Here is a 12,155-nt window from a genome sequence, read left to right as displayed (position 1 = left end):
ACTTCCTGCCGCAACAAGCAAATGCCGCGCCGGAGCGCTCGGCAACAACAGTGGAGAACAGGAACATGCACAACCCGCGTCCGCTTCGCCGTCTTTCCCTGTGCGCCGCCCTCGGCGCCGTGTTCGCTGTCGGCAGTGTCCAGGCCGCCGAAGAGTTGCACCTGTACAACTGGGGCGACTACATCAACCCGCAGGTACTGACTCGCTTCACCGCCGAGACCGGCATCAAGGTGTCGCTCGACACCTATGGCAGCAACGAGGAAATGCTCGCCAAGCTGCAGGCCGGCGCCAAGGGCTACGACATCGTCTTCCCCTCGGTGCACATGCAGGACACCATGAGCGCCCTCGGCCTGCTGGAAAAGACCGGCATCAACCAGAGCCCGGCCTTCGCCAATATCGACCCGGCCTTCCTGCGCGCCAAGTCCGACCCCAAGGGCGAGTACTGCATGCCCTACGCCTGGGGCTCGGTGGGCATCCTCTACAACAAGAGCAAGGTCAGCAAGCCGATCGAGTCCTGGGCGGATTTCTTCGCCGAGGCCAAGGCCGGCAAGAAGGTCATCCTCCTCGACGACATGCGCGAAACCCTCGGCGTCGGCCTGATCGTCAATGGCAAGTCGGTCAATACCGCCAATGTCGACGACCTCAAGCTCTCCGAGTCCTGGCTGCTGGAGCGCAAGCCGCTGGTCTCGGCGTTCACCTACGACAGCGTGCCCATGGTGCAGTCCGGCGACGTCGCCGCGGCCCACTATTTCGTCGGCGGCATGATGTACGTCAAGCAGGACCCGGAGCACCTGGCCTACGTGATCCCGAAAGAGGGCGCGACCATGTACCAGGAGGACATCTGCGTACTCAAGAGCGCGCCGAACAAGGCCAATGCCAAGCGTTTCATGGAGTTCTTCCTGACGCCGGAGATCGCCGCGCTCAACACCCAGCAGCAGATGAACGGCACGCCGAACAAGGAAGCGCTGAAACTGCTGCCGGCCGAGCTGCGTGACAACCCGCAGGTCAACCCGCCGGCCGATGTGATGGCCAAGCTGCAGATCTTCAACGACCTCGGCAAGGACCTGAAGAAGTACGACCGCGCCTGGACGCGGGTGCGCACCGCCAACTGAGCCGGTGGCGCCCGCCAGGGCGCCGCCACTTGGCGACCGATGGTTTCGCCGCATGACCTGGCGCTCGCGGGCGCCGGGCTGGAGTCCCCATGACTGTTTTCCCCCAAAGCGTGGCACCGGTGGTCGAGATCAAGGCGGCGGTGAAGCATTACCGCGCCCCCGAAGGTCACCTGGTACGTGCCCTCGATGGTATCGACCTGGTGGTCGGCGCCAATGAATTCATCACCTTGCTGGGCCCCTCCGGCTGCGGCAAGACCACCCTGCTGCGTACCATCAGCGGCTTCGAACAGCTCGACGCGGGCCAGTTGTTGATCCAGGGCCGGCCGATGAACGACGTGCCGCCCCATCGCCGCCCGGTGCACACGGTGTTCCAGAGCTACGCGTTGTTCCCACACATGAGCGTCGGCGAGAACGTCGGTTATGCACTGGATATCCAGGGCGTGGGCAAGGCGCAAAAGCGCCAGCGCGTTGGCGAGGTGCTGGAGCTGGTCGGCCTCGCCGGGATGGAGCGGCGCAAGCCGGGCCAGCTCTCCGGTGGCCAGCAGCAGCGCGTGGCCCTGGCCCGCGCGGTGGTCGACCGGCCGGCGCTGCTGCTGCTCGACGAACCGTTGTCGGCCCTCGACCGGCAAATGCGCCAGAGCATGCAGCGCGAGTTGAAGAACCTGCAGCACGAACTGGGCATCGCCTTCGTCTTCGTCACCCACGACCAGGAAGAAGCGCTGACCATGTCCGACCGCATCGTCGTGCTCAACGGCGGGCATATCCAGCAGATCGGCACGCCGGCGCAGGTCTACGACCGTCCGGCCAATCCCTTCGTCGCCGGCTTCATCGGCGAGAGCAACCTGTTCGATACCCACGTCACCGCCTGTGACGATGGCATCGCCTTCCTCATGGACAGCCAGGGCGACCTGCTGCAGGTCCAGGCGGGCAATCTGCAGGCCGGCGGCTACGCCCAGGTGCTGCTGCGCCCCGAGCAGTTCCACCTCGACCGCCCCGGTGACGACTACGTCGCCCTGCAAGGCCGGGTCGAGCAGACGGTGTTCATCGGCAAGGATTTCGAAGTGCTGTTGCGCACCGGCCGCGGCAAGCCGGTCAAGGCGGTGGTGCGCGATGCCTCGCGCCTGGCGCAGCAGCGCCTGCATCCTGGCAGCGAGCTGCAACTCTGGTACGCCCGCGAGGCGGCCCATGTGATGGCGGGGCGTGCGTGATGAACCGGCGCCTGCACCTGGCCGGCCTGCTCAGCCCGGCGACCGTCATCATCGGCGTGTTCTTCCTCGCCCCGCTGGCGATCATGGCGCTCTACAGCCTGCTCGAACCAGGCCTCTATGGCGGCGTGGAGTGGTCGTTCTACCCGGACAACTTCGGCCGCGTGCTGGGCTGGGCTGATGGCAGCAATGAGGAGTTCGACCCGGCCTACCTGGCGGTCATCCTGCGTTCGTTCAAGCTGGCGGCGATCACTGTGCTGCTGACCCTGGCGCTGTGCTACCCGGCGGCGTTCTGGGTGGCGCGCCAGCCGGAGCGGCTGCGCAACTTCTGCCTGTTCCTGATCACCCTGCCGTTCTTCACCAGCCTGATCGTGCGCCTCTACGCCTGGGTGCTGATCCTGCGCCCCAGCGGCTTCATCAACGAGGCGCTGCAAACCCTGGGCATCAGTGCACAGCCGCTGGACCTGATCTACACCGAAAGCGCGGTGCTGATCGGCATGACCTACATCTTCATCCCGTTCATGTTCATGCCGATCTACGCCAGCGTGGAAAAACTCGACCGGCGCCTGCTGGAGGCCTCCGCCGACCTCGGTGCCAGCCGCTTGCAGAGCTTCCTCAAGGTGATCTTCCCGCTGACCCTGCCGGGCATCGCCGCCGGCTCGATCATCGTGTTCATTCCCAGCCTGGGTAATTTCATCGTGCCGTCGCTGCTTGGCGGCGCGCGGGTGCTGATGATCGGCAACCTGGTCGAGCAGCAGTTCCTCGCCGCGCGCAACTGGCCGTTCGGCGCGGCGCTGGCGATGCTGATCATGGCTGCGGTGCTGATCTGCCTGGTGCTCTACGTGCTGGCCCAGGGGCGCAGTGGCGCTCGGGAGGCCTTGCGATGAATCGACTGCTCGCCGCCGTTGGCCGTCGCCTGCTGGGTGGCTACAGCCTGGCCTTCTTCGCCTTCCTGTACCTGCCGATCGCCTTGATCGTGGTCTACTCGTTCAATGCCAACCCGATCAACATGATGATCTGGAGCGGCGGCACCCTGGACTGGTACCGCTCGCTGTTCGGCCTGTCCACCAGCCTCAGCGAGAACGCGCTGTACGTGGAGTCCACCGACCAGTTGCTGGCGTCGCTGCGCACCAGTCTGGTCGTGGCCCTGTGCACCACCACCCTCTCCACCCTGGTCGGCACCCTCACCGCCCTGGCCTTGGCGCGTCATCGCTTCCGCCTGCAAGGCTTCTACCGGGTGCTGCTGTACATGCCGATGCTGATGCCGGACATCGTCCTCGGCATCGCCCTGCTGATCTTCTTCGTCGGCATCGGCATGCCGCTGGGCAAGGGCTCGATCATCATCGGCCACTGCACCTTCCTGATCAGCTACGTGTTCCTCATCGTCAGCGCGCGCCTGGCCGGCATGGACACGCGCCTGGAAGAAGCCTCGGCCGATCTCGGCGCCTCACCCTGGACCACCTTCCGCCGCATCACCCTGCCGCAGATCCTGCCGGGCGTGATCGGCGGGGCATTGCTGGCGTTCATCATCTCGATGGACGACCTGGTGATCACCTACTTCATCGCCGGGGTCGATTCGACCACCCTGCCGGTGTTCATCTACGGCATGATCCGCCGCGGCATCAAGCCCGAGATCAATGCCATCGCCACCCTGCTGCTGATCGCTTCGCTGGCCATCGCCGCCGCTGGCCTTTATCTGCGCAATCGCAAGCCTGCCACCGCCAAGGAGGATTCCCATGGCTAAACCCCGCGCCCGCGCCCTCGGCCTGCCGGTTCCCGGCGTCACCGGCCCGCACAACGCCATCACCGACGTGGCCGGCGTGCGTGTCGGCTACCGCACCCTCGATTACACGGCCGACAACGGCAAGCGGGTGAAGACCGGCGTCACCGCCATCCTGCCGCGCGGTTACGCCAAGCAGCCGCAGCCGGTGTGGGCCGGCTTCCATGCGCTGAACGGCAACGGCGAGATGACTGGCACCCACTGGATTGAGCACGGCGGCTATTTCGTCGGCCCGCTGTGCATCACCAACTCGCACAGCGTAGGCATCGTCCACCACGCCGCCACGCGCTGGACCATCCGCCAATACGCCGAGGCCTGGGACAACGAGCACCTGTGGGCGATGCCGGTGGTGGCCGAGACCTACGACGGGGTGATCAACGACATCAACGGCCAGCACGTCAGCGAGGCCGACGCCCTATCGGCGCTCAACGGTGCCGAGGACGGCGCCATCGCCGAGGGTAACGTCGGCGGCGGCAACGGCATGATCTGCTACGGCTTCAAAGGTGGCACCGGCACCGCCTCGCGGCTGATCGAGATCGATGGCCAGGCCTACACCCTCGGCGCGCTGGTGCAGGCCAACCACGGCCAGCGTGCCTGGCTCAAGGTGCTCGGTGTGCCGGTGGGCGAACACTGGGGCGATGACGCGCCAGCCGGGCTGGAGCGCGAGCGCGGCTCGATCATCGTCATCCTCGCCACCGATGCGCCGCTGCTGCCGCACCAGCTCAAACGCCTGGCCCAACGCGCCGGCCTCGGTATCGGCCAGGGCGGCACGCCGGGCGGCAATAACTCCGGCGATATCTTCCTCGCCTTCAGCGTTGCCAATCCACGGCCGCTGCCGCAGGTCTCGGGCACTCGCCTGAACCTCGACTACCTCAACGACGAATGCTTCGACGCACTCTACCTCGCCGCCGTGCAGGCCACCGAGGAAGCGGTGCTCAACGCCATGCTCGCCGCCGAGGACGCGCCGATGCAGAAGCCGGAGGGCATCTGCCGGGCGATCGATGCGCAGCGTTTGCAGGGGTTCTTTTGATTTGATCGTTGCGCACGGAACGTACTAACGCCTTGCCATCGCCGCCCGGTATTGCCCCGGCGTGCCGCCCATGGCGGCGCGGAAGCGCTTGCTGAAATGGCTGGCGCTGGCATAGCCGCAGGCCAGCGCCACCTCGCCCAATGGCTGATCGCTGTGCGCCAGCAGATGGCGCGCCCGAGCCAGGCGGCGGGCCAGCAGGTACTGGTGCGGCGGCACCCCGAAGCTCTTCTGGAACATCCGCGCGAAGTGGTATTCGGACAGCGCGACCTGCGCTGCCAGGTGGCCGAGGGTGAGCGGCTCGGCCAGGTGCGCGTCGATGTACGCCATCAGTCGCCGCCGCTGGACGGGCGCCAGGCCGCCCTTGAGGCGCAGGTCCTTGCGGTTTTGCGTACGGGTCAGCAGGGCGTGGCTGAACATTGCGTGAGCCAGGCTGCTGGTCAGCAGGTATTCGCCGGGCTCGTTCCAGTCGAGGGCGACCAGGCGCTGGAAGCAGGCCACCTGGTGGGCATCGTCGAAGAAGGTCTCCTCGCGCAGTTCCAGCTCACGGGGCTCGCGGTCCAGCAGGGTCACGGCGCCAAGGGCGAAGCGCTCAGGGCTGATGTACAGGTGCGCCAGGCGGATATCGCCATTGACGATCCACGACGACGGCCTCCCGGCTGGCATGATGCACAGCTTGCCCGGCGCGCCCTTGTTGCTCGGGCGCCCGCGGCGAAAAGTGCCGGTGCCGCCTTCGAGGTAGCAGGACAGCGTGTGCTGGCGGCCGCCGACGTAGTCCCGCGCGTCGTGGTAATTGCTCCACATCGCCGCGCCCAGGCCTTCGCCCAGCTCGGCGCACAGCTCCAGCCGCGCATGGGGCGAACTGGCGAGGGACTGGAACACCTGATTGTGCAGGAGTGACGACATGGCGGGCACGCTGGAGGGGTAGTGGCCTGCATGCTAACGCGCGGGCCGCTCGATGGCAGCCGCCGTTCGCAGAAAAGCGCAAGTTCTGACAAGCCTGGCGACGGCCTGCGGTACAGACTCGTCACGACTGATCCGTTACCGAGTCCCGCCGATGAACCTTGCGCTGTACCTGCTGACCGTCCTGATCTGGGGCACCACCTGGATCGCCATCAAATGGCAGGTCGGTGTGGTTGCTATCCCTGTCTCCATCGCCTACCGCTTCGCCATGGCGGCGTTGGTGCTGTTCGCCATCCTGTTGCTCAGCCGGCGCCTGCAGAAACTCGACCGCCGGGGACAGTTGCTGTGCCTGGCCCAGGGCGCCTGCCTGTTCTGCATCAACTTCGTCTGCTTCTACAGCGCCAGCCAATGGCTGCCGAGCGGGCTGATCGCCGTGGTGTTCTCCACCGCGACCTTGTGGAATGCCTTGAATGCGCGGCTGTTCTTCGGCCAGCGCATCGCCGTCAACGTCATGGGTGGCGGCGCCTTGGGCCTGATGGGCCTGGTGCTGCTGTTCTGGCCGCAGTTCGCCGGGCATGCGGCCAGCCGTGAGACCCTGATCGGCCTGGCGCTCTGCGTGCTGGGGACGCTGTGCTTCTCCGCCGGCAACATGCTCTCCAGCCTGCAACAGAAAGCCGGCCTGCGGCCACTGACCAGCAACGCCTGGGGCATGTTCTACGGTGCCTCGCTGCTGGTGCTCGGCTGCCTGGCCAGCGGTACGCCGTTCGATATGGACTGGAGTCCGCGCTATGTCGGCGCGTTGCTGTACCTGGCGATTCCTGGCTCGGTGATCGGCTTCACCGCCTACCTGACCCTGGTCGGGCGCATGGGGCCGGAGCGGGCGGCCTATTGCACGGTGCTGTTCCCGGTGGTGGCGCTGAATGTCTCGACCTTCGCCGAGGGGTATGTGTGGACGGCGCCGGCCCTACTCGGCCTGGTGCTGGTGATGGCTGGCAACCTGCTGGTGTTCCGCAAGCCGAAGGCATCGGCCCGTATCGCGCCGAGTCGTGCTTGAGGGCGATTGACAGGAACCCAGGCGCATCGATGGCTTCTGAAGGTCTCGCAGTTGGCCGCCGGTCACCGTAATGGCTGATCACGCGCGCCATACTGCGCACTCAACAGCCAGGACGCTTCGCCATGCAACGGACGCTCGTCGCCATCCTCTTTTCTCTCGTATCCGCACACGCCATGAGCCAGACACCCACGCAATTCATCGATGCTGCCCGTGAGGGCCTTGCCCTGCAGACTTCCGCCAACACCGCCGCCTGGCACTTGGGCGAGGAAGAGAACTGGGCCGCCGACCTCGACGCCGGCACCCTCGTCTTCACCTTCGCCAATGGCACCACCGCGACCGCGCCAATCCAGGTAGTCGGCACCTACAACCAGGATGACGGCACCTTCCTCTGGGGGTGGGACCATCCATCCGTGCCGGAGCCGCTGCGCACACATGCGCAACTGGCCAAGGCGTGGGGCCAGCAGAATGGCGTGGCCGACTTCACGACACGCCAGGTCGAGTGTTCGGAGGACGAAGCCTGGAGCTTCGCCGCCGTCGCCAACCGTCTGGGTGGCGGCAACGGTGTCTATCGCGGGCCGGCGGGGTCGACGCTGGTGTTCATGACCCTGGGTACGGTGACCTTGGCCAAGGCCAAGCACTGATCGCGGCCTCAGTGTTATTGAGTCGGCCCATCAGGCTGTTTTGAGGCAACTGCGGACATTCGTTATTCCTCCGTCATTCCCGCGAAGGCGGGAACCCAGAAGCGCTTTTTTATTTGGCTCCCGCCTGCGCGGGAGTGACGGTTAATAATCTTGAACGTCCGCTCCTGCCTCGTAACCGCCATTCAAGCCGAAGCGGCAACAGGCCGAGGCTCGCGAGGGCGTGAGCAGGCGGCAAGAAAAATCTTGCCAGATTTCCAATGAGAAGCATTACCATGTGCGTCAATTTTGTACGCTGTCGCCATGGACATGCCTCGGATGCCCTCTCCTTCCTCCCAGCACCACGCCGTCGAGACGCTGTACGTCGAGCATCACAACTGGGTGGTGCAGATGCTGCGGCGCAGGCTCGGTAATCGGGAGCACGCGCTGGACCTGGCGCAGGACACCTTCATCCGCATCCTGCGTGGTCCCGAGTTGCCGACCTTGCGCGAGCCTCGGGCCTACCTGACGACCATCGCCAGCCGCCTGTGCGGCCAGTATTTCCGGCGCCAGGCGCTGGAGCGTGCCTATCTCGACGCCCTCGCCCTGCTGGAACCCGAACATCAGCCCGGCCCGGAAACCCGTTTGCAGGTCCTGGAAGCCTTGGATGCGGTCGGCCAGGTGCTCGACGGCCTGGGCGCGCGGGTGCGCGAGGTATTCCTGCTGTCGCAGCTCGACGGGATGACTTATCCCCAGATCGCCGAGCACATGGGCCTCACCGTCAACGTGGTGCAAAAGGCCATGCTCAAGGCTTATCGGCACTGCTACAGCGCGGTCTACGAAGCGTGAAAGCCAACGACCTGGGACCGGAGGTGATGGAGCAGGCGCTGCACTGGATGGTGACGCTGCAATCCGGCACCAGCAGTGCCGCTGAGCAGGTCGCCTGCCAGGCCTGGCGCGAGGCCGATGCGCGTCATGAACTGGCCTGGCAGCGCCTGGCAGCACTCGGGCAAGGCATGCGCGAAAGCACGGCCATGCTGCCGGCCAGTGGCACGCGGCGCTTGTTGCAGGCGCGCAGTGCACCCTCGAGGCGAACCGTGCTCAAGGGGTTCGCCGGGCTCGGTGTGCTGGCTGCGACCGGCTGGAGCGTGCAGGAGCAGGCGCTATTGCCACCGCTATTCAGCGACTACCGCACCACCACGGGCGAACGTCGCCAATTGCGGCTGGGTGATGGCCTGATGCTGCAACTGGACACGCGCACGGCGCTGGACGTTCGACCGGACGGGCTGATGTTGAGCCGGGGGCGTGTGCTGCTCGAAACCGGCGCGGCTATGCCATCCGTACTGTTCACCGCACATGGCCGGGTGGTGTTGCCGCCCCTGTCACGATTGATCGCTCGCCATGGCATCGACAGGCAGCCGGGCACCGTCGTGCAATTGCTCCAGGGATCGGCAACGGTCGAGTCGATCCAGGGCGCGAAGCAGTCCCTGCTTGCAGGGCAGCAAGTGCTTTTCGATTCGCGCGGTATCGGACAACCGCAGGCGCTGACGGCTTCCGTCGACGCCTGGACCCAAGGCCTGTTGATCGCCGAACGCATGCCGCTTGGCGAGGTGGTCGCCGAACTGGATCGCTATCGCCGAGGCGTGTTGCGTTGCGATCCGGCTGTCGCGTCGCTATTGGTCTCCGGTTCGTTCTCCCTCGACCGCCCGGATGCCAGCCTCGATCTGCTTGCCCGTACCCTGCCGATTCGCGTGCAACGGGTGCTGGGGTATTGGGCGAGCGTGCAGGAGGCCTAGGGTCTGTTGCCGTTTCGTCGCGACCGCGCGGCTTGCGACGAAACGGCAACAGACCCTAGAGAGCTGATCAGAAAATTTATTTCCAACACGTCGGCAGTTTTCTGATTCTCGCGCAACAAGACCAGGGAAGACGCTGAAAACAGCGCATCGCCAACTCCATTCACTTCCCTGGACACCCTCATGCACAGTCGCCTCACTCCACTCGCCTGCGCGTTGCGCGCCACCCTCATCGGTCTTTCGCTCAGCGCTGCCAGCCTTGTCGCCCACGCCGCTGAAAGCGGCGCGAGCAGTGTCGAGGCGCCGCGCAGCTATGCCATCGCCGCGGGCAGCCTGGACCGTGTACTGGGTGCCTTCGGCCAGCAGTCCGGGGTGATGATCGCGGCGGACTCGGCGTTGACCCGTGGCCTGCGCAGCGAAGGGCTGCAAGGCAGCTTCGCCGTTGGCGAAGCCCTGGCCCGGCTGCTGGCGCCACTCGGCCTGCAAGCGGTCGCTGAAGGTGAGGGCTATCGCGTGGTGCCGCGCGCCAAAGAGCAGGACGGCCGGCTCGAACTGGGCGCGACCACGGTCAACGCCGCCAATCTGGGCGCCACCACCGAACACACCGGCGCCTACACCACCGGCTCCAGCGCCACGGCGACCAAGCTCGGCCTGTCGCTGCGCGAGACGCCACAGTCGGTGACGGTGATTCCCAAGCAGGTGATGCGCGACCAGCACCTCAGCTCGCTGGACGACGTGGTCAAGTTCACCCCAGGGCTGTCGAGCAACCACCGCGACAGCGAGCGCTACACCTTCTACTCGCGCGGCTTCCAGATCCAGAATTTCCAGTTCGACGGCATCCCGTCGCAGATGGTCAACGAGTCCCAGCAGTTCACCACCGCGCTGTCCGACATGGCGATCTACGACCGCGTCGAAGTGGTGCGCGGCGCCACCGGCCTGCTCAACGGTTCGGGCTCGCCGTCGGCCACGCTGAACCTGGTGCGCAAACGCCCCACGGCGCAAAACCAGGCGTACATATCCGGCGAAGCAGGGGCCTGGGACACATACCGCACCGAAGCCGACGTGTCCGGCCCGCTGACCGAGTCCGGCAACGTGCGCGGGCGCCTGGTCGGTGTCTACGAAAGCGCCAACTCCTTCGTCGACTGGTACAAGACCGACAAGCGCGTGATGTACGGCGCCCTCGACGTGGACCTCAGCGCAGACACCCTGCTGCGCCTGAGCCTGGACTACCAGAACAACAACGCCGACGGCGTCAGCTTCGGCCACATCCCGCTGTTCAACAGCGATGGCAGCTCCACCGATTTCTCCCGCTCGTTCAACCCGGGCGCGCGCTGGAGCTACCTGAACAACAGCCACTACAACGCCACCGCGCTGATCGAGCACACGCTGGGCAACGACTGGAGCCTGAAGGCTTCCTACAGCCATCTGTACGCCTATCGTCGTGGCGTCACCGGGTCGGCCAGCCGCGGCTCGCCGGATCGATTGACCGGCGGTGGCGTGTCGATGTACGTCAACCGCCTGGACAGCTACCAGACCCAGGACAACGCCGATATCTATGCCTCCGGCCCGTTTCAGCTGGGTGGCCGCGAGCATGAGCTGGTGATTGGCGGCAACACCTCCTACACCCACCTGAACTACCCGACCTACCAGTTGGCCACGCCCAGTGTGGACAACATCTACCAGTGGGACGGTAATCCGGGGGGCAAGCCGCACCTGAGCAAGACCGAAGAGAACATGACCCGCCAGCGCCAGAGTGGTCTCTACACCGCCGTGCGCTTGAAACCAGCCGATCCTCTGTCTGTCATCATCGGCACGCGGGTCAGTTGGTGGAACACCAGTGAGGAAAGCAGCGACGACTTGACCGGGGAGCACTACGATCCGGATCGGGTGAAGAAAAGCGGCGTGGTCACGCCCTACGCCGGCATCGTCTACGACCTCGACGACCGCTACTCGGTGTACGCCAGCTACACCAACATCTTCCAGCCGCAGACCTACTACAAGACCGCCTCAGGCACATCCCTCGACCCGCTCGAAGGCGACAACTACGAGCTGGGCATCAAGGGCGAGTTCTATGACGGCGCGCTGAACGCCAGCCTGGCGCTGTTCGAGGTCAAGCAGAAGAACACCCCGCAACTGGTGGACGACAGCGGCCCACGCGAGATCTACCGCGCCATCGCCGGTACCACGACCCGTGGTATCGAGACGGAAATCTCCGGCGAAGTGCTGCCAGGCTGGAATGTCATCGGCGGCTACACCTACCGCGAATCCCATGACAACGAAGACAATCGCGTCGAGACCAACCAGCCGATGAACCTGTTCAAGCTGGGCACCACCTACTGCCTGCCGGGCCAGTGGAACCGGCTCACCGTTGGCGGCAACCTGGTGTGGCAGAGCGACATCTACGCGGTCAGTGGGGCGAACAAGGCCCACCAGGGCGACTACGGCGTCGTCGGCCTGCTGGCCAATTACAAGTTCGACGAGCACCTGAGCGTCGGCCTGAACCTCAACAACCTGTTCGACAAGAAGTACTACGACGGCCTCGGCACCTTCAACTCGGGTTCCTACGGCGAGCCGCGCAATCTGGTGGCCAACGCGCGCTGGGATTTCTGAGTGGCGGTTGCGGTGTGAAGGGCTGAATGATCGTTCCCACGCGGCTGCCGGACG

Annotated in this window: 11 protein-coding genes; 10 read left to right on the top strand and 1 reads right to left on the bottom strand. The window is 65.5% G+C overall.

Features of this window, described 5'->3' with window-relative positions; translation table 11 throughout:
- The first annotated feature begins 65 nt into the window (after window positions 1–65).
- The 5 genes from ACSZPK_RS02000 to ACSZPK_RS01980 all read left to right on the top strand — a co-directional run bounded on the left by ACSZPK_RS02000 (window position 66) and on the right by ACSZPK_RS01980 (window position 5,127).
- Window positions 66–1,112: a polyamine ABC transporter substrate-binding protein gene (locus ACSZPK_RS02000; protein WP_437879717.1), complete on the top strand. Its 1,047-nt coding sequence runs from the start codon at window positions 66–68 to the stop codon at window positions 1,110–1,112.
- Between the two features lie 89 nt (window positions 1,113–1,201).
- Window positions 1,202–2,320, top strand: a complete 1,119-nt coding sequence (locus ACSZPK_RS01995; RefSeq protein ID WP_437879716.1) for an ABC transporter ATP-binding protein — start codon at window positions 1,202–1,204, stop codon at window positions 2,318–2,320.
- Window positions 2,320–3,204: an ABC transporter permease gene (locus tag ACSZPK_RS01990; RefSeq protein ID WP_437879715.1), complete on the top strand. Its 885-nt coding sequence runs from the start codon at window positions 2,320–2,322 to the stop codon at window positions 3,202–3,204. Before ACSZPK_RS01995 ends, ACSZPK_RS01990 begins: the two co-directional genes overlap by 1 nt.
- Window positions 3,201–4,061, top strand: coding sequence for an ABC transporter permease (locus ACSZPK_RS01985; protein WP_437879714.1), 861 nt, complete (start codon window positions 3,201–3,203; stop codon window positions 4,059–4,061). The genes ACSZPK_RS01990 and ACSZPK_RS01985 overlap by 4 nt, the downstream gene beginning before the upstream one ends.
- Window positions 4,054–5,127, top strand: coding sequence for a P1 family peptidase (locus ACSZPK_RS01980; protein WP_437879713.1), 1,074 nt, complete (start codon window positions 4,054–4,056; stop codon window positions 5,125–5,127). The genes ACSZPK_RS01985 and ACSZPK_RS01980 overlap by 8 nt, the downstream gene beginning before the upstream one ends.
- Before the next feature lie 24 nt (window positions 5,128–5,151).
- On the opposite strand, the gene ACSZPK_RS01975 is transcribed toward ACSZPK_RS01980, so the two are convergent.
- Window positions 5,152–6,030 (bottom strand): helix-turn-helix domain-containing protein, encoded by an 879-nt coding sequence (locus ACSZPK_RS01975; protein WP_437879712.1) that lies wholly within the window; start codon window positions 6,028–6,030, stop codon window positions 5,152–5,154.
- A gap of 151 nt (window positions 6,031–6,181) precedes the next feature.
- Between ACSZPK_RS01975 and ACSZPK_RS01970 the strand changes: the two genes are divergently transcribed.
- The 5 genes from ACSZPK_RS01970 to ACSZPK_RS01950 all read left to right on the top strand — a co-directional run bounded on the left by ACSZPK_RS01970 (window position 6,182) and on the right by ACSZPK_RS01950 (window position 12,101).
- A complete protein-coding gene (locus tag ACSZPK_RS01970; RefSeq protein ID WP_437879711.1) occupies window positions 6,182–7,081 on the top strand; it encodes a DMT family transporter in 900 nt (299 codons plus the stop codon).
- Between the two features lie 122 nt (window positions 7,082–7,203).
- The gene (locus ACSZPK_RS01965; protein WP_437879710.1) at window positions 7,204–7,722 is read left to right on the top strand and encodes a DUF6882 domain-containing protein; all 519 of its coding nucleotides are present in this window, start codon (window positions 7,204–7,206) and stop codon (window positions 7,720–7,722) included.
- Window positions 7,723–8,037: 315 nt separating this feature from the next.
- The gene (locus ACSZPK_RS01960) at window positions 8,038–8,547 is read left to right on the top strand and encodes a sigma-70 family RNA polymerase sigma factor (RefSeq protein ID WP_437879709.1); all 510 of its coding nucleotides are present in this window, start codon (window positions 8,038–8,040) and stop codon (window positions 8,545–8,547) included.
- Entirely contained in the window at window positions 8,544–9,494 is a 951-nt protein-coding gene (locus ACSZPK_RS01955) for a DUF4880 domain-containing protein (RefSeq protein WP_437879708.1), read from the top strand. Before ACSZPK_RS01960 ends, ACSZPK_RS01955 begins: the two co-directional genes overlap by 4 nt.
- A 180-nt stretch (window positions 9,495–9,674) precedes the next feature.
- Window positions 9,675–12,101 carry a TonB-dependent siderophore receptor gene (locus ACSZPK_RS01950; protein ID WP_437879707.1) on the top strand — a complete coding sequence of 809 codons (2,427 nt, stop codon included), beginning with the start codon at window positions 9,675–9,677 and terminating at the stop codon, window positions 12,099–12,101.
- The last annotated feature ends 54 nt before the right edge of the window (window positions 12,102–12,155 follow it).

The organism is Pseudomonas sp. LRF_L74 (assembly GCF_965644255.1).
Taxonomy (GTDB): domain Bacteria; phylum Pseudomonadota; class Gammaproteobacteria; order Pseudomonadales; family Pseudomonadaceae; genus Aquipseudomonas.
The sequence above is the reverse complement of the archived record's forward strand: the minus strand, read 5'-3'. Positions and strand labels throughout refer to the sequence as shown.